We start from the raw sequence: 17,278 nt of genomic DNA, 5'->3' as shown, positions 1-17,278 counted from the left end.
GTGAACCGGCGGCGCGGGAACCCACGACAGCACCACCGCACCCCTCCCGCTACGGCATCCGGCGCGACGGCGCGCGCCCCGCCCTGGCAGTCACTCGTCAGGAAGGGACAGGACACGCATGTCCACCCACCACCACCGCCACCCCGCACGGTGGCTCACCGGCGCCTCGGCGCTGATGCTGGCCCTCACGGCCGGCACGGTGGCCCTCGGCGCCGGACCGGCCGCCCTCGGCGGCCCCACCCCGGCCCAGGCCCACCCCATCGTCGCCACCGACTTCCAGCAGGTCACCCTCGCCAAGGGCGTGGCCGAGGTCGGCGAGCCGATGACCCTCGCGGTGCTGCCCGACCGCTCGGTCCTGCACACCGCCCGCAACGGCACGCTGCGCCGCACCGACGCGGCCGGCACCACCACCGTGATCGGCACCGTCCCCGTCTACACCCATGACGAGGAAGGGTTGCAGGGCGTCGGCGTCGACCCCAACTTCACCAGCAACCGGCACATCTTCCTCTACTACGCCCCGCCGCTGTCCACCCCGTCCGGCGACGCCCCGGCGACCGCCAGCGACTTCTCCGCCTGGCGCGGCGTCAACCGGCTGTCCCGGTTCACCCTCAACGCCGACTTCACGCTCAACCAGTCCAGCAAGGTCGACGTGCTGGACGTGGCCGCCGACCGGGGCATGTGCTGCCACGTCGGCGGCGACATCGACTTCGACGCCGCCGGCAACCTGTACCTCTCCACCGGCGACGACACCAACCCGTTCGACTCCGCCGGGTACTCCCCGATCGACGAACGGACCAACCGCAACCCGGCGTACGACGCGCAACGCAGCGCGGCCAACACCAACGACCTGCGTGGCAAGATCCTGCGGATCAAGGTCAACGCCAATGGGACGTACTCGATCCCGGCCGGCAACCTGTTCGCCCCCGGCACGGCCGGCACCCGCCCCGAGATCTACGCCATGGGCCTGCGCAACCCGTTCCGGATGAGCGTCGACAAGGCCACCGGCATCGTCTACGTCGGCGACTACGGGCCGGACGCCGGCTCCACCACCAGCCGGGGCCCCAGCGGCCAGGTCGAGTTCAACCGGATCACCGCGCCCGGCTTCTACGGTTGGCCGTACTGCACCGGCACCAACACCTCGAACGAGACGTACGCCGAGTGGAACTTCTCCAACGGCACCGCCGGCCCGAAGTACAACTGCACCGGCGGAGCGACCAACAACTCGTTCCGCAACACCGGCCTGACCACCCTGCCGGCTGCCAAACCCTCCTGGATCCGGTACGCCGGAGACGCCGGCAGCCCGCCGGAGTTCGGCAGCGGCTCCGAGTCGCCCGCCGCCGGCCCGGTCTACCGCTACGACGCCGCGTCCACGTCCACCACCAAGTGGCCGCAGAGCTTCGACGGCCAGTTCTTCGCCGGTGAGTTCGGACGTGGCTGGATCAAGCCGATCCACGTCAACAGCGACGGCTCGGTGGGCACCATCGACGCGTCCTTCCCCTGGAACGGCAAGCAGGTCATGGACATGGCCTTCGGGCCGGACGGCGCCCTCTACGTGCTCGACTACGGCACCGGGTACTACAACGGCGACGCCAACTCCGCGCTCTACCGCTACGACTACGTCGGCGGCGGCAACCGCGCCCCGACGGCGGTGGCGTCGGCGAACCGGACCTCCGGAATCGCCCCGTTGACCGTCAACTTCTCCTCGGCCGGGTCGTCGGACCCGGAGGGTGGGGCGTTGACCTACTCGTGGGCGTTCGGTGACGGCACCACCTCGACGGCCGCCAACCCGAGCAAGACGTACACCGCCAACGGCACGTACAACGCCACGCTGACCGTCCGCGACCCGCAGGGCGCCACCGGCAACGCCAGCGTGCAGATCCGGGTCGGCAACACCGCGCCAACGGTCACCATCAACGGCCCGGTCAACGGCTCGCTGTTCTCCTTCGGCGACACCGTGCCGTTCAGCATCACCGTCACCGACCCGGAGGACGGCACGATCGACTGCACCAAGGTCCGGATGACCTACGTGCTGGGCCACGACAGCCACGGCCACCAGATCACCTCGCAGACCGGCTGCTCCGGCTCCATCACCATCCCGGTCGACGGTGAACACGACTACGCGGCGAACATCTTCGCGATCTTCGACGCCGAGTACACCGACACCGGCGGGCTCACCACCCACACCCAGCACACCCTCCAGCCGCGCAGCCGGCAGGCCGAGCACTACAAGACCTCGTCGGGCATCACGGTCTTCGACAAGACCCCGGCCGAGGGCGGCAAGACGGTCGGCAACATCAACAACGGCGACTGGATCGCGTTCGAGCCGTACCGGATCAACAACGTGACGTCGTTCAGCGCCCGGGTCTCCTCGGCCGGCTCCGGCGGCACCCTCCAGGTCCGCGCCGGTTCGGCCACCGGCACCGTGCTCGGCTCGGCCACCGTCCCGGTGACCGGCGGTTGGGAGACGTTCACGACCGTGAGCGGCGCGATCACCAACCCGCCGAGCGGCACCACCACGCTCTATCTCACGTTCGCCGGCACCGGCACCGGAACGCTGTACGACCTGGACTCGTTCACCTTCACCACGGGCAGCGGGAACACCGGCGGCACCGGCCCGATCACCGGACTGGCGGGCAAGTGCCTGGACGTGCGGAACGCGGCCACCGCCGACGGTACGCAGATCCAGATCTACACCTGCAACGGCAGCACCGCGCAGACCTGGTCGGTGACGCCGAACTCGACGATCCGGGCGTTGGGCAAGTGCCTGGACGTCAACGGCGGCGCCTCGGCCGACGGTACGAAGATCCAGCTCTGGACGTGCAACGGCTCCGGCGCGCAGAACTGGTCGGCGCAGTCCAACGGGACGCTGCGCAACCCGCAGACGGGCAAGTGCCTGGACGTGTCGAACAACAGTTCGGCCGACGGTCAGGCGGTCCACCTCTGGACCTGTCACACCAACGCCAACCAGCGCTGGGTCCTGCCCTGATGAAAGCAGGGGTCCCCTGCTAACGCCTGGCGTCGTACAGGGGACCCCTGCTCACACCACGAACCGTAAGGAGAGCGACATGCGCACACTCCTCAGAAGACCCGCCGCCGGCCTGGCCACCGCGGTCCTCGCCGTCCTCGCCTGCACCGCACCGGCCACCCCGGCCAGCGCCGCCGACGCCCCGTACGACGTGCTGGTCTTCTCCAAGACCGCCGGCTTCCGGCACGACTCCATCGCGGTCGGCACCCAGGCCATCCGCGACCTGGGCGCGGCGAACAGCTTCACCGTCACCGCCACCGAGGACGCCGCCGCGTTCACCACCGGCAACCTCGCCCAGTACGAGGCGGTCGTCTTCCTCAACACCACCGGTGACGTGCTCAACGCCACCCAGCAGACCGCCTTCGAGTCGTACATCAACGCAGGCGGTGGATTCGTCGGCGTGCACGCCGCCGCCGACACCGAGTACGGCTGGTCCTTCTACGGCAACCTGGTCGGCGCGTACTTCCGCTCGCACCCGGCGATCCAGCAGGCCACCGTACGGGTCGAGAACCGCGCCCACGCGGCCACCGCACACCTGCCGCAGAACTGGGTACGCACCGACGAGTGGTACGACTTCCAGACCAACCCCCGCTCCGGCGCGCGCGTGCTGGCGAACCTGAACGAGTCGACGTACTCGGGTGGGGTGATGGGTGCCGACCACCCGATCGCCTGGTGCAAGACGGTCAGCGCCGGGCGGTCCTTCTACACCGGCGGCGGCCACACCCAGGCCTCGTACGCCGAGTCGGCGTTCCGGGCGCACCTGCTCGGCGGCATCCGGTACGCGGCCGGTCGCACCAAGGCCGACTGCCGCCCGGAGACCGGCTACACCGCCCTCTACAACGGCTCGACCACCGGCTGGTCCCAGGCCGGACCGGGCAGCTTCACCAACTCGGACGCCACGCTGACCTCGGTCGGCGGGATGGGCCTGTACTGGTACAGCGCGAAGCAGTTCACGAACTACTCGCTCAAGCTGGACTGGCGGCTCGCCGGGGACGACAACTCGGGCGTCTTCATCGGCTTCCCGCCGTCGAGCGATCCGAACTCGGCCATCAACAACGGCTACGAGGTGCAGATCGACCCCACCGACACCGCCGACCGGACCACCGGCGCGGTCTACGGCTTCAAGTCCGCCGACCTCGCCGCCCGCGACGCCGCGCTGAACCCGGCGGGGGAGTGGAACACCTACGAACTGCTGGTGGAGGGGGAGCGGCTCCAGGTCTTCCTGAACGGGTCGAAGATCAACGACTTCACCAACACCGATCCGGTACGGTCGCTCGCCGGCCACATCGGCATCCAGAACCACGGTACGGGTGACGACGCGTTCTTCCGCAACATCCGGATCAAGGAGTTGGGCGGCACGAACCCGCCGCCCACCGGAACCGGCCGGATCACCGGTCTGGCGGGCAAGTGCCTGGACGTACGCAACGGTGCCACGGCCGACGGTACGCAGATCCAGATCTGGACCTGCAACGGCAGCACCGCGCAGACCTGGTCGGTGACGCCGAACTCGACGATCCGGGCGTTGGGCAAGTGCCTGGACGTCAACGGCGGCGCCTCGGCCGACGGTACGAAGATCCAGCTCTGGACGTGCAACGGCTCCGGCGCGCAGAACTGGTCGGCGCAGTCCAACGGGACGCTGCGCAACCCGCAGACGGGCAAGTGCCTGGACGTGTCGAACAACAGTTCGGCCGACGGTCAGGCGGTCCACCTCTGGACCTGTCACACCAACGCCAACCAGCGCTGGGTCCTGCCCTGATGAAAGCAGGGGTCCCCTGCTAACGCCTGGCGTTGTACAGGGGACCCCTCCTTACACCCACCGCGCGCTGCGCGGCACCTTGCACAACCGCGCGGCACCTTCTGCGGCCGCGCGACACCTTCCGCAACGGTGCGGCACGCGCCTAGAGTGAAGGCGGCGACCGCGAGGTGGCCGGTGCACCGACGGGAGGCGCAACCCGTCGGTCCCAGGTGCTAGCGCGCCCACCGGCCCATCCCCTCGCAGGCCGCCACGTCCGGCCGCCCTCGCCCCGGTCACGCAGGTACGGAATCCCCACCACACGCACAGGGGAGAAGAACTATGGCGCGACCGATCACGCTGTTCACCGGCCAGTGGGCCGACCTTCCGTTCGACGAGGTGTGCCGGCTCGCCGCCGAGTGGGGCTACGACGGGCTGGAGATCGCCTGCTGGGGCGACCACTTCGAGGTCGACAAGGCCCTGGCCGACGACTCGTACGTCGACCGCAAACGGGAGACGCTGGCCAAGCACAACCTCCAGGTCTTCACGATCTCCAACCACCTCGTCGGCCAGGCGGTCTGCGACCACCCGATCGACGAACGGCACCAGGGCATCCTGCCGGCCAGGATCTGGGGCGACGGCGAACCCGAGGGCGTACGCCAGCGGGCCGCCGAGGAGATCAAGGACACCGCCCGCGCGGCGGCGAAGCTCGGCGTCAACACCGTCGTCGGCTTCACCGGCTCGTCGATCTGGCACACCCTGGCGATGTTCCCGCCCGTGCCGCCGTCGATGATCGAGCGTGGCTACCAGGACTTCGCCGACCGGTGGAACCCGATCCTGGACGTCTTCGACTCCGTCGGGGTCCGGTTCGCCCACGAGGTGCACCCGAGCGAGATCGCGTACGACTACTACACCACCAGGCGCACCCTGGAGGCGATCGGGCACCGGGAGGCGTTCGGGCTGAACTGGGACCCGTCGCACTTCGTCTGGCAGGAGCTCGACCCGGTCAACTTCATCTTCGACTTCGCCGACCGGATCTACCACGTCGACTGCAAGGACGCGAAGGTACGCACCGGCGACGGTCGGCGCGGCCGGCTGGCCTCGCACCTGCCCTGGGCGGACCTGCGGCGCGGCTGGGACTTCGTCTCCACCGGGCACGGCGACGTGCCGTGGGAGGACTGCTTCCGCGCCCTCAACGCGATCGGCTACGACGGGCCGATCTCGATCGAGTGGGAGGACGCCGGCATGGACCGGCTGGTCGGTGCTCCCGAGGCACTCCAGTTCGTCCGTCGCCTCGCCTTCGACGCCCCGTCCGCCGCCTTCGACGCCGCGTTCAGCAGCAAGGACTGATCCCGCCGCCTTCGACGCCGCGTTCAGCAGCAAGGACTGATCCCGCCGCCTTCGACGGCGCGTTCAGCAGCAAGGATCGATCCCGCCGACCGGGGGCCGACCGCCCCGGCCCCCGGTCGACACATCCCGGTCAGTCGACGGTGAAGACGTGCTCGCTGGCCAGCCGGGCCGCGCCCACCAGGCCGGCCCGGTCGGCCAGGTCGGAGAGGACCACCGGCATGGTGCCGGTGGCCGTCGGTGCCGACCGGCGGTAGACCACGCCCCGTACCTCGGCGAGCAGGATGTGCCCGAGCCCTTCCGGCGCGCCGCCGATCACCACGATCCCCGGGTTGAAGAAGCTGACCAGGCCGACGAGCACCTGGCCGAGGCGGCGTGCGGCGTCGCGTACCAGTGCCTGGGCCGTCGGGTCCCCGGCGAGCGCGGCGGCGGCCACGTCCGACACGGTCAGCGTGCCGGCGTCGGCCAACCGCGCGGCCAGCGGCGCGCAGCGGCCGGTCCGTGCCACGGCCGTCGCGGCCCGGGTCAGCCCGGCGTCGCCGCAGTACGCCTCCAGGCAGCCGACCTCCCCGCAGGCGCAGGTCGGCCCGTCCTCGGAGAGCGGCAGGTGCGCGATGTCGCCGGCGCTGCTGGTCGATCCGCGGTACAGCGTGCCGCCGAGCACCAGTCCGCAGCCGATCGACGTGCCCAGCTTCAGATAGAGGAAGTCGTCGAAGGTGCGGCCGATGCCGGCGTGCTGCTCGCCCAGCGCCAGCACGTTCGCGTCGTTGTCGACCAGCGCCGGGCAGCCCAGCTCGGCGGCGAAGGCGTCCCGGACCGGGAAGCGCTGCCAGCCGGGCAGCGCGGTCGGCGCGATGGAGGCGCCGTCGTCGACCGGCCCGGGCAACGCGACACCGACACCGGTGGGTTCGGCGCCTCCCGACTCGGCGCGGAGCTTGCCGGCCAGTTCGACGCACCGCCCGATCACCGGCTCGGGTCCCTGGCGGACGTCGGCCGGCTCGCTCGCCTCGGCCAGCACGTTCAACTCACCGTCGGTGACCGCCACGCTGATCCGGTCGGCCCCGACGAGCACGCCGACGAACCGCACCCCGGCGGCGAGCCGGAGCAGGGACGAGCGCCGTCCGCCCCGGGACGCGGCCGGGCCGGCGGTCTCGATCAGGCCGCGGGCGACGAGGCGATCCAGTTCGGTGGTGAGAGTGGTACGCGACAGGCCGAGCAGGTCACCCAGCTCGACCCGGGAACGCGGGCCCTCGTCGCGCAGCAACCGGACGAGTCGCGCCTGCTGCGGGTTCTCCGGCCGGAGAAGGGCCATCCCCACCACCTCCGGTCAGGAGTCTTCCACGACGGTGTTTCGGCACTGTGGCCGGAATCGTCCGCCCAGTGCCTGCGCTGTCCGGTCCTGGGCGCGCCCTGCTCTGTCCCGCTGCGCCCGGTCCCGCCCGCCCTGGTTCTCGACCTTCGGCCGGCACCTCCTGCCCTGGCCCGGGTGCCCCGATCCTGCGCGACCGGCACCTGTCCGGGCACGACGAGTGGGCGGCGAGGGGCGGGAGGTGCTGTGGGGACGGGGCGATCGTGAGGTGGGGAGATTTCTTGTCGCTCCAGCGACAACAAATCTCCCCACCTCGTCGCTCGGCTCAGCCGAGTGCGGCCGGACGTCGCGCCCGGAGCCTGCGTCGATCGGCGGATACACAGCGACGGGCCCGGCCGCCGAGGTGGCGGCCGGGCCCGTTCGCGTACGGCTCTAGAGAGTGCTGCCGTTGGTGCCGGTCGGCTTGCGGGGGGTGGCCGACGTCGAACTGGTCGCGCTCGACGAGCTGCCGCCCGCCTTGCTGCCCGCCGTCGCCGGAGTGCCGGCGTAGGTGTCGTCCGCCGGGGTCAGCCCGTGCTTGCCGTTGCTGTGCAGCTTCTCGCCCAGCTTGGAGTGCTCGAGCTTGTCCTTGCCCTCCTGGTAGAGGCGGTTGGCCTGGGCCTGCGCGACCCCGGCCGCCTCCTGGACCGTCGGGTGGTCGAGGACCTTGCGGCCCTGGATCACCAGCTCCTCGTACTTCTCACGGCCGGCACGGGCGCCCAGGACGAACCCCGCAGCCAGCCCGCCAAGGAACATGATCTTTCCGCGCATGGCGGCTCCTTTCGTACCTGGCGCGCTGTCTTCCGCCTCCCGGAGGCCGGGCGGTGGTCGATCGAACTCGCGCCTGCGTCATGTCGTCGGCAGTTATCTACCCATCCTCCTCTCCGCTCATACCTCCTTGGGCCGCGATGACGATTTATCCGTCTGCGTCCGGTTGGCGTCCTGTCCTGTGGATGGATAACCCCCTAGCCCACGACCCCCCGGAATCCTGTACTCTTGTGCCGGTCGCGCGGCGCGGAGAGATCCGCACCAAGCGGTGCTCGGTCCCCCGTAGCTCAATTGGCAGAGCAGCCGGCTGTTAACCGGCAGGTTTTTGGTTCGAGTCCAAACGGGGGAGCTCTCCTTACTCCCCGCAACGCCCACCGGCACCCGGTGGGCGTTCGTCGTCTCCGACGCCGGCCCCGGTCGAGCCGGGCCTGGCCGCACGGCGGCGGCGGGCAGCGAAAACGGGGACACCGGAGCCGAAGATGATCACTTATGATCCTCGCTGTGCCCGCACCCCTCCCGCCGGTGACCTTCGACGTCGCTGCGGCATATCCGCAGGTCGCGACCGGTCGGGATGCTCTGGCTGCCGGTGACTGGCCGACCCTGCGCGCGCTCGTCGACGCCCAGGACGCACACGGCCGGACAGTCCTGGTCGGCGAGATCGGCGACGTCCCCGACGCGGAGAGGTTCCTGCACGAGGTGTTCGCCGAACATCCCGAGGACCCGGTGGCCGGGGCGATGCTCGGCGCACACCTGATCCGGGCCGGCTGGCGCATCCGCACCGCGCGACGGGCCCAGCATGTCAGCCGCAAGCAGTTCGCCGACTTCTTCGACCACCTGCGCCGGGCCGAGCAGATCCTGATCGAGGTCACCGCCCGCCACCCGCAGGACGCGGCAGCATGGACCCAGCGGATCACCAGCGGCCGGGGACTCCAGGTGGGGCAGGCCGAGGCCCGCCGCCGGTACGACCGGCTCGCCGCCCACCACCCACATCACCTGCCGGCACAGGCGTCGTTGCTCCAACAGCTCTGCCCCAAGTGGAGCGGCACCTGGGAGAAGGCGCACGCGTTCGCCCACGAGTGCGCCGAGGCCGCACCACCCGGGGCCGCCAACGCGGTACTCGTCGTCGAGGCGTACCTGGAACAGGCCCTCGACCATGACCGGGTCTCCGCCGCGAGCGAGTTCCTGCGCGACCCGGCGGTGGCCGCCCGGATCCGCGCGGCGGCGGAACGCTCCGTCTGGCACCCCGACTACCGCGACGGCTGGGGTGGGGTGTGGGTACGCAGCACCTTCGCCCTCGCGTTCTGCCTGATGCAGGAGTGGCACCCGGCGGCACGGGAGTTCGCCGCACTCGGCGGTGTCGGCGACGAGTCGATGTTCGGCTACCTCGGCGACGGGGCGACCGAGTTCCTGCGGTTGCGCGCGAAGGCGTACGCGAAGGCCGGCCAGTCGTGATCGCGCACCTGGACACCGACGGGGTCCCCACGCTGCTCGCGCCGACCGGCGGGCCGATGCGGGCCGGGCTGACCTTCCGGGTCGGCACCGCCGACGAGACCCTCGCCCGGCACGGCATCACGCACCTGCTCGAACACCTCGCCCTCGCCCCGCTGGGCAGCGCCGACCACCACTTCAACGGCGCCACCGGACCGGTCTTCACCACCTTCCACATGCAGGGCTCCGAGCAGGACGTCGCCACCTTCCTGACCGCCGTCTGCGCCCACCTCGCCGACCTGCCCACCGGGCGGCTGGAGGTGGAGAAGGACATCCTGCGGACCGAGTGGAGCAGCCGGGGCAGCGCGGCCATCGACGACATCCCACTGTGGCGGCACGGTGCCCGCGACTTCGGGCTGGGCAGCTACCCCGAGTGGGGACTCGCCGCGCTCACCGCCGACGACCTGCGTCAGTGGGCGGCGCGCTGGTTCACCCGCGAGAACGCGGTGCTCTGGATCGCCGGTGACCGGGTCCCCGACGGGCTGACCCTGAAACTGCCCGGCGGCACCCGGCAGCCCGTGCCGGCCGCGTCGTCGGCACTGCCCGCCACGCCGGCGTACTTCGTGCGCGGCAACCAGGCCGTGGTGCTCGACGCGGTGGTGCGGCGCGGGCACGCCGCCGGACTCTTCGCCGACGTGCTGGAACGCGAACTGTTCCGCGCGTTGCGCCAGGACGCCGGCCTCTCCTACACGATCGCCGGCGGCTACGAGCCGCGCGGTGACGGCCACGCCGTCCTGCGCGCCCTCGCCGACGCGCTGGCCGAGAAGCAGGACGCCGTCCTCGGCGGCTTCGTCGACGTGCTGGCCACGCTCCGGGTCGGCCGGATAGACCAGGCCGACCTCGACGCCGCCGTGGCCAAGCGCATCGAGATGCTGGCCACCGCCGAGGCCGACGCCGCCAGACTGACCGGGTACGCCTTCAACCTGCTCACCGGCGAGCCCAACCTCAGCCTCGACGAGCACCGCGCCGCACTGAGGGCGGTCACCGTGGCCGACCTGCACGAGGTCGCCCACGAGGTGCACGCCTCGGCCCTGCTGATGGTGCCCGAGGGCACCCGTGCCGACTGGGCCGGTTTCGTCGCCGCCCCCACCATCTCCGAGGCGATCCCCGCCGGCACCGCCCACCGTTCCCGCGACGACGACGGCCAGCTCCGCGTCGGCCCCGACGGCATCAGCTACCTCGGTGACGGCGGCCCGCTGACCGTCCGGTACGCCGACTGCGCCGCCATGCTCGCCTGGCCCGACGGCGCCCGCCAACTCATCGGCCACGACGCGATCGTGCTGCACGTCGAGCCGACCCTGTACGACCTGCGCCCACCCGGCCTGGGCGTGTTGGACGCCGCCGTACCCGCCGACCGGCAGGTCGCCATGCCGCCCCGCGACCCTGAGCAGATCCCACAACCCGGCGGCGTACGCGACGACCGCGACCACGTTCCCCGCTCCCGGCGTGCCCGGCGGGAGACGTTGCTCCTGCTGCTCGGCGGCCTGGTCGTCCTCGGGCTCGGCGGCCGGGCCCTGCTGCTCACCATCGACGTGGTCCTCGAACCCCCCACCGGAGACGTCGGCGGGCGGTGGGGTGCGGCCGTCCGAGGCTGGCTGCTCACTGTTATCCTCGCGTTGCCCATCGTGCTGTTGGCGCGGGGGCGACGCCGGTGAGAAGCGGCCACCGATGCTGGCCGGTGATCGACTGGGCGGGATAAGATCCGCGCGGTGCCGGGGCGGTAGCTCAGCCGGTTAGAGCAGGGGACTCATAATCCCTCGGTCACGGGTTCGAGTCCCGTCCGCCCCACCAGCTACGGATACCCCAACAGAGGGTCCAAGGTCGCAGAACGCGGGCTACGGGCCGACGTCGCGCCAACCCGGTGGCCGGACTTCGTGCGGGGTGATGGATTCGTGGGTCAGTTCTGGCCGGGGCTTGCTACGGGCAGCCCTGCTTCCTTGGCACAAGCGAGCAGCCGCCGGTCGTAGGTGACGAAGGCGGTCAGTGCCGTGCCGGACTCGTTGGTCAGCACCTGGGCGGTGGCCAGGTGGATGGCGTCGAGGCTGCGGAGCGTCGGCTCGGCGAAGGCGGCCGCGGTGGCACGGATCGTGCTGTCGATCTCCAGTCGGAACAGTCGTCCGACAGCAGCCGGCACTCCGATCAACGCCTGCGGAGCCGATCGGCGGAGCGCTCTGGGTACTTCCACCTCGACGAGCGCGGAGGAGACCAGCGGCACGTCGTCGTGCTCGTTGAGCCAGGAGACGAGGTCGGTGCTGCATGCTTCCTGCCGCACCAGCTTGATGACGGCGGCGGAGTCGAGATAGATCACCAGCGCTCCTCGTCACGCATCGCCGTGAGCGAGGCGGCCACGTCCACACTCTCGTCGCCGAGCTGCGGAGGAAGTGGGACAGAGCCCCCACCGGTGGGGGCGACTGCCCGCCCTGCCGCTACCAGCTTGGCCAGAATCGACCTGTCGTCACCTACCGGAACAAGTCGGGCGATCGGGTGTCCACGATCGGTGATTTCGAGGGTCTCCCCACCACTCACTCGAGCCAACACCTGGCTCGTGTTCTGGTTCAGCTCCCGGACACCGATGCGTTCCATGGACCCGAGTGTAGAACCCGATGTTCTACGGAGCTAGCTCCTGGCGCAATCCGGGCTTTCTCTTCGCTGACCAGGGAGATCCACGAGGGTTTAGGTCATGGCGGCTGCCGGGCGGATCCAGCTGGTGATGTCGGAATCATCACGCACGACCCCGAGGTCCGTGGGCGGGCAGGCTCAGGGTCAGCGGAGCGCTGGCGAACGTGGCGGTGTGGTCCGCATGGTGGCGCCTCCGGCCCACCAGCTAAATCGAGGCTTCAGCCAGCCAGGGGTGCCACCAACCGAAGCCTGGGCTTCCTGTGGCGAAGACGTCCAGGACGGCCTGTTTGTTGGCCGTCCCGATGGTCTTTGCTGGCATGCCATGAAAGGGTGTTCCGATGAGCGCCACCTTAGCTGTGAGTCACCGGGTCGGCATCCTGGGTGTCGGCTACGAAGGCCGCTCCATCGGTGAGTTCGTGAGCGGCCTCGTGGACATGAACGTCACACGCCTGGTCGATGTCCGGATGACGCCGATCTCACGCAAGCGTGGTTTCAGCAAGTCGGCCCTTAGTCAGGCGCTCGCGGCGCAGGGGATCGTCTACGAGCACCGCAGGGAGCTGGGTAACCCGAAGGAGAATCGCCCCGGATTCGGTGGCAGTCCCGAGGAGTTACGCTCGGCGAGAGCGGCGTACGCCTCTTTGCTGCACCACGCTGAGCCCTCGGCGGCGCTTGACGCGCTCGCCGAGAGCGGGCAACGCGAGTTGGTAGCGTTGCTCTGTTTCGAGGCAGACGAAAGCCGTTGTCACCGCCAGGTCGTAATGCGCCTGCTCGAAGATCGCATGCCTATCGTTTCGGCCAGTACACGCCCAGCACGCTGAACACGTGCACGCGCTTGGCTTGGTTGCCTACATAAAAGGCGACGTCACGGTTCGGCGCGCACATCTCTCCGAGAAACTTGGTCTCCAACGCCTCCCGCAACGCAGCGTCTGAGTGACCAGCGAGTCGTCGTTGTAGCGCTACCAGCTCCCAATCGATCACATGCTGCTTGTGTCCGTTGCACCCGCGCTCGTGGCAGCGGTAGTGGTAGGCGGCCTTGAAACGGGGTGCTTCTAGCGGGGACCTGCTCCGACCGCTGAAGAGGTCGGGCTGGCTCGCGTACGCCTCGATCCTGCGCTGCTCGTCGATGGTCCAGCCGGGGTGCTGCGTTACCTTGAGGGCGCGGACTTCCTTGGGGCGCACGAGAGCCAGCGATTGTGCGTCCGCGTGATCCTGAGCTTCGCGGTTGAGTCGGCACATTGAATCCTGAATGGCCGGGTCAAGCAGCGGCTGTCGCGATCTCCAGCCGTCGAGATGACGCTCCTTCTGGATCCGGTCCATCACCGGCTTCCAGCTCTCGCGCCGTTGATCCTGCCGTGCCGGTTTGGCATCGACAGAAATGATGTCGTACTTCTTGAATGCCTCATCGCTGTCGAGGTGTCTGAAGTTGATCGGGTAGAGGCGGACCCACGTCGGCCTCAAAACGTCTGTCCGCAGCCCTGCCACGCAGACGGTCTCCCCGTACTTCTCCGAGGGGTTCGGGGCAGCCTTAACGGTGATCAGTAGTTGTAGCCGGACCGTTCGGTCGTCGGCGGGCTTCGGGTCAGGTCCGGCCTCGCTCGGACCGAATAGCGACATCTGGGCCATGAGCGCCTCCAGCTGCTGTAGCCGTAGGTAGCTGTCCGATCACACAGTGATTCAGGTTCTCATGGCATCGACGGGTCGGCATAGAGGTGTGCTGTCGCTTGTGGTGTCAAGCGAGGAGTGCTCCAAGTGGGTGCCGTGCTGTGAGCTGCCTCGACCGGGCTGCGGTTGCAGCCAGCGGTGGGTCTTTGCCGTATGGCCGTGCGGGTGCCGCCGGTGTCCGGGTCGGGACAGAGCGCGTCCGGGTGGCCGACGATGACGTCATCATCGTCGATATCCACCCCTCGCACGACTCGCGTCTGAACGGAGAAACGATGCGGACGCAACCCCGACTGCGGTCCATCGCCACACTGGCCGCCGCCCTGGTCGCCACGCTCACCGCCGCCCTGCTGCCGGCTGCGCCGGCTCTCGCGCTGCCCTCGGGCACCGGCTGGTCGGCTTCGTGGAACTACTACCACCCCACCGCCTACCAGTACTCCGGCACGCTGCCCGGGGTGCGCCTGACCGGGTACGCCACCGACAACGCCGGCATCTCGTCCACCGTCGGGACCATCGAGGACATCGCGGCGGACGGGCGTTGTGCCCGGGTGCTGCTCTACGCCGCCGGTGTCGGCTACATCGCCGACCGCACGGCCTGCGGCAACGGCACCTACCTGACCTACAACACCGGCACCTACAGCCAGGGTCTGCTGGTGGTCGTCTATCGGATGATCGACGGCACCACCACGTACGACAAGGGGTTCCATCTGTTCATCCCGGCCTCGGCCACGGACTCCGGGCTGCGGACGGTCGGCACCGGCGCGAGCTGGTCGTACTACACCTCGACCGCCTTCCAGTACGCGATCACCCGCGACGGCGTCAGCTCGGTGGGCTACGGCGCACACCAGTCCGGTGACCTGCGCTCCTCGGTGAGCACCGTGCAGAAGACCGCCGGCACGGCGGGCTGCGCCTCCGGCAAGGTCACCGGCGGTACGACGGTCAGCGGCAGCACCTGCGTCAACGGCGGTACGGCCTCGTTCCACCGGTTCGACCACAGCTACAACCTGGAGGCGTCCGCCTGCTACCAGCCGACCGCCGGCACCCAGCGCTGCCTGGCGGTGAACATCCCCGAGCCCTGGTGACACCGGCCGTCCGGCCACCGACATCGCCGCGACCGGACCGGGCCGACTCGGGTCGGCCCGGTCGACGGTGTCAGCGGCGGGTCTTCGGCAGGTCGAACTGGTCGGCGCGGCGGCAGTCCCGCTGGTTGCCGATCGCCTCGGGACCCAACCGGTCGAGGACCGCCCGGGCCCGGTCGCGGCCCCGGTTCCAGGCGTACCACGGATCCGGTTCGGCCAGGTCGTCGGCGATCCAGCTCAGGGTGCACCGGCGTACCGGGTCGGGCAGGGCGGCCAGGGCGGGCGTGGCGTCGGCGGAGAGCGCCCGCAGATACCAGGCGTCGATCCGGCCGGTCTCCTGGTAGCGGTCGATGTTGCGGCGGGCCACGTAGTCCTCGGGGTTGAGCGCCGCCAGCCCCAGCAGCATCACCACCGCGAGCGCCGTGGTGAGCCGGGGGATCCAGCCGCCGCGCCACCGGACGCCGGCCACCAGGACCATCAGGAAGACGGCTCCGAGCAGCACCTCGAACGCCATCACGAAGACGCGCTCGCCGGTGAAGCTGTAGACCTTCTGGTACGTCCACATCCGCGACAGCGCCGACACCACGATCACCACGCTCAACGCGCTGAGCAGGCCGAGCAGGATCCGCAGGAGTGCCCGGTCGCGCGGGGTGTCCCGGCGGGCCCAGCGGGTCACCCCGCCGAGGACCGCCAACGTCAGCACGGTCACCGCGACCAACTGCCAGAAGCCGCTGCGGGCGTACTCGGCGTAGCTGAGGCCGGTGGTCGACAGCACGTGCCGTTGCCCGCCGAAGAGAACGGTGAACTGCACCAGCACGAAGCCGGCGAAGAGAGTGGTGAGAGCGGCGATCGGCGGGGCCCACTCGACCGGCCCGAGCCGGCGGTCGGTCGGCCGGTCCACCAGGGACAGGTCCGGTGGCGCCGCGAGTGTGAAGAGTGCGGCCACCGCGATCAGGCCACCGACGGCGGCCAGGAACAGCCACCGGACCACCCCGCCGGCACTGACCTCGGGGACGAGGACGCCGAGTGCCTGGGAGAAGGCGGCGTCGGCGGAGGAGAGCAACGCACCGAAGACGACCAGGACGGCCACGGTGGCGGCGACCGAGCCGACGACACGGCGGGTGGTGCCGTCGCCGCCGGGCGCCCGGACGTGGGCGCGCACCCACGGCAGTCCGCGCAGCGCGGCGAGCGGGGCGGCGCCCAGGCTGAACAGGATCGAGCGCATCCGCCGTCCGCCGACTATCGCCAGGGCCGCGCAGCACAGCGCCGCGAGCACGCAGAACGTCACCAGCCACCAGGCGTTGCGGAAGGCCAGCACCGCGAGCAGCGCCAGGGCGGCACCGGCCCATCCGGCCCGGACCCACCGCTCTGCCTTCGGCAGGTCGGCGGTGTGCCGGCGGACCGCGACCAGCACTGCGGCGGTCAGCACCAGCCAGCCGAGGAACCAACCGACGCCGGTACGCCCCAACGGCACGAACGCGGCCACCCCGAGCGCCCCGGCCAGGACCGCCAGCGGGGTGGCCCGATCACGGGCCGGTGCGGGGCCGGGCCATGCCCGGTCCAGGAACGACGGTTGCAGTGGCCGTGGCCGGAATTCGTATGGCGAGCCGGTGGTCCGGTAGCCGGGCACTGGCGGCCCGGGAGCGCCGGGCGGTGCCGCCGAGAGTGCCGGACCGGGAGCTAACTGGCCCGGCGCTGCCGTCTCCGGGATCCGCTGCGCTGGTGGTGATGCCGCTGTCGAGACCGGCGCGGTCACCGCCGGAGCCGGGGAGACCGGGGGAGTCCCGGTCGGGAGCGTGGAGCCGGCCGGGGTGGACACGGTCGGGGGCGGGGTCGCCGGGGCGGCCACCGTCGAGGTGTCCGGGCCGGTGGCGGCCGGGTCGTCGTCGGCCGCCACCAGCGGGAGGAAGATCGCGTACCCCCGGGTGCCCGGCGGCACGGTCACCGGGATCGCCCAGGCGGGCTGGTCGGCGGCACCGGGCCAGACGATGGGCGACAAGCCGTCGGTGGGCGGCAGGACCAGCAGCCGGGGTGGCGTCCCGGTGGGATCGGCGTCGGATGGCACAGGGATGTCGCCGGGTTCCTCGGTCGGGGAACGCTCGGCGGGTGGCGGCTGGGACACCGCGCCCTCCTCGATGGACGAATTGCCGTCACTCTAAGCGCGGTACACCTCTGCGCGTTGTCCCCTCTGCCCGGGACGCGGCAACCCGGTC

At 70.5% G+C, this 17,278-nt stretch carries 13 protein-coding genes and 2 tRNA genes; 9 read left to right on the top strand and 6 right to left on the bottom strand.

The window, feature by feature from the left end; genetic code table 11:
• Positions 1 to 118: 118 nt before the first annotated feature.
• From HUT12_RS25750 to HUT12_RS25740, 3 genes are all read left to right on the top strand, one after another.
• Positions 119 to 2,986 (top strand): PQQ-dependent sugar dehydrogenase, encoded by a 2,868-nt coding sequence (locus HUT12_RS25750; RefSeq protein ID WP_176095014.1) that lies wholly within the window; start codon positions 119 to 121, stop codon positions 2,984 to 2,986.
• Positions 2,987 to 3,065: 79 nt separating this feature from the next.
• A complete protein-coding gene (locus HUT12_RS25745) occupies positions 3,066 to 4,781 on the top strand; it encodes a lectin (RefSeq protein WP_176095013.1) in 1,716 nt (571 codons plus the stop codon).
• A 318-nt stretch (positions 4,782 to 5,099) separates the two neighbouring features.
• Entirely contained in the window at positions 5,100 to 6,107 is a 1,008-nt protein-coding gene (locus HUT12_RS25740) for a sugar phosphate isomerase/epimerase (protein ID WP_131054505.1), read from the top strand.
• 130 nt (positions 6,108 to 6,237) lie between these two features.
• On the opposite strand, the gene HUT12_RS25735 is transcribed toward HUT12_RS25740, so the two are convergent.
• A complete protein-coding gene (locus HUT12_RS25735) occupies positions 6,238 to 7,416 on the bottom strand; it encodes an ROK family transcriptional regulator (protein WP_176095012.1) in 1,179 nt (392 codons plus the stop codon).
• 429 nt (positions 7,417 to 7,845) lie between these two features.
• Positions 7,846 to 8,223 carry a hypothetical protein gene (locus HUT12_RS25730; protein ID WP_131053924.1) on the bottom strand — a complete coding sequence of 126 codons (378 nt, stop codon included), beginning with the start codon at positions 8,221 to 8,223 and terminating at the stop codon, positions 7,846 to 7,848.
• A gap of 273 nt (positions 8,224 to 8,496) precedes the next feature.
• On the opposite strand from HUT12_RS25730, the gene HUT12_RS25725 reads away from it, so the two are divergent.
• The 4 genes from HUT12_RS25725 (at position 8,497) to HUT12_RS25710 (ending at position 11,499) form a co-directional block, all read left to right on the top strand.
• Positions 8,497 to 8,569: transfer RNA gene (locus HUT12_RS25725), tRNA-Asn, on the top strand.
• Between the two features lie 152 nt (positions 8,570 to 8,721).
• Positions 8,722 to 9,672 (top strand): hypothetical protein, encoded by a 951-nt coding sequence (locus HUT12_RS25720; RefSeq protein WP_254876959.1) that lies wholly within the window; start codon positions 8,722 to 8,724, stop codon positions 9,670 to 9,672.
• Positions 9,669 to 11,363, top strand: coding sequence for a pitrilysin family protein (locus tag HUT12_RS25715; RefSeq protein ID WP_176095010.1), 1,695 nt, complete (start codon positions 9,669 to 9,671; stop codon positions 11,361 to 11,363). Before HUT12_RS25720 ends, HUT12_RS25715 begins: the two co-directional genes overlap by 4 nt.
• A gap of 59 nt (positions 11,364 to 11,422) precedes the next feature.
• Positions 11,423 to 11,499: transfer RNA gene (locus tag HUT12_RS25710), tRNA-Ile, on the top strand.
• Between the two features lie 106 nt (positions 11,500 to 11,605).
• On the opposite strand, the gene HUT12_RS25705 is transcribed toward HUT12_RS25710, so the two are convergent.
• The gene (locus HUT12_RS25705; protein WP_131053927.1) at positions 11,606 to 12,016 is read right to left on the bottom strand and encodes a type II toxin-antitoxin system VapC family toxin; all 411 of its coding nucleotides are present in this window, start codon (positions 12,014 to 12,016) and stop codon (positions 11,606 to 11,608) included.
• Positions 12,013 to 12,291 carry a type II toxin-antitoxin system Phd/YefM family antitoxin gene (locus HUT12_RS25700; RefSeq protein WP_176095009.1) on the bottom strand — a complete coding sequence of 93 codons (279 nt, stop codon included), beginning with the start codon at positions 12,289 to 12,291 and terminating at the stop codon, positions 12,013 to 12,015. Before HUT12_RS25700 ends, HUT12_RS25705 begins: the two co-directional genes overlap by 4 nt.
• A 374-nt stretch (positions 12,292 to 12,665) precedes the next feature.
• Here HUT12_RS25700 and HUT12_RS25695 point away from each other — a divergent pair, with 374 nt between their 5' ends.
• Positions 12,666 to 13,145, top strand: a complete 480-nt coding sequence (locus tag HUT12_RS25695) for a DUF488 family protein (protein ID WP_236145797.1) — start codon at positions 12,666 to 12,668, stop codon at positions 13,143 to 13,145.
• Here HUT12_RS25695 and HUT12_RS25690 read toward each other — a convergent pair.
• Positions 13,111 to 13,950 (bottom strand): hypothetical protein, encoded by an 840-nt coding sequence (locus tag HUT12_RS25690; RefSeq protein WP_176095008.1) that lies wholly within the window; start codon positions 13,948 to 13,950, stop codon positions 13,111 to 13,113. The genes HUT12_RS25695 and HUT12_RS25690 overlap by 35 nt on opposite strands.
• A gap of 311 nt (positions 13,951 to 14,261) precedes the next feature.
• Here HUT12_RS25690 and HUT12_RS25685 point away from each other — a divergent pair, with 311 nt between their 5' ends.
• On the top strand, positions 14,262 to 15,068 hold the full coding sequence (locus tag HUT12_RS25685; protein WP_131053930.1) for a hypothetical protein: 807 nt from the start codon (positions 14,262 to 14,264) through the stop codon (positions 15,066 to 15,068).
• A 70-nt stretch (positions 15,069 to 15,138) separates the two neighbouring features.
• On the opposite strand, the gene HUT12_RS25680 is transcribed toward HUT12_RS25685, so the two are convergent.
• Positions 15,139 to 17,187, bottom strand: a complete 2,049-nt coding sequence (locus HUT12_RS25680) for a DUF4153 domain-containing protein (protein ID WP_254876958.1) — start codon at positions 17,185 to 17,187, stop codon at positions 15,139 to 15,141.
• Positions 17,188 to 17,278: the final 91 nt, after the last annotated feature.

The sequence above is a fragment of the Verrucosispora sp. NA02020 genome, assembly GCF_013364215.1.
Taxonomy (GTDB): domain Bacteria; phylum Actinomycetota; class Actinomycetes; order Mycobacteriales; family Micromonosporaceae; genus Micromonospora.
This window is presented reverse-complemented; position numbering and strand designations above follow the sequence as displayed.

Coding starts and splice junctions, on each gene's coding strand:
- HUT12_RS25690 (WP_176095008.1), bottom strand. CDS start 13,950: ATGGCCCAGATGTCGCTATTCGGTCCGAGCGAGGCCGGACCTGACCCG.
- HUT12_RS25700 (WP_176095009.1), bottom strand. CDS start 12,291: ATGGAACGCATCGGTGTCCGGGAGCTGAACCAGAACACGAGCCAGGTG.
- HUT12_RS25735 (WP_176095012.1), bottom strand. CDS start 7,416: ATGGCCCTTCTCCGGCCGGAGAACCCGCAGCAGGCGCGACTCGTCCGG.
- HUT12_RS25685 (WP_131053930.1), top strand. CDS start 14,262: ATGCGGACGCAACCCCGACTGCGGTCCATCGCCACACTGGCCGCCGCC.
- HUT12_RS25750 (WP_176095014.1), top strand. CDS start 119: ATGTCCACCCACCACCACCGCCACCCCGCACGGTGGCTCACCGGCGCC.
- HUT12_RS25740 (WP_131054505.1), top strand. CDS start 5,100: ATGGCGCGACCGATCACGCTGTTCACCGGCCAGTGGGCCGACCTTCCG.
- HUT12_RS25745 (WP_176095013.1), top strand. CDS start 3,066: ATGCGCACACTCCTCAGAAGACCCGCCGCCGGCCTGGCCACCGCGGTC.
- HUT12_RS25730 (WP_131053924.1), bottom strand. CDS start 8,223: ATGCGCGGAAAGATCATGTTCCTTGGCGGGCTGGCTGCGGGGTTCGTC.
- HUT12_RS25695 (WP_236145797.1), top strand. CDS start 12,666: ATGAGCGCCACCTTAGCTGTGAGTCACCGGGTCGGCATCCTGGGTGTC.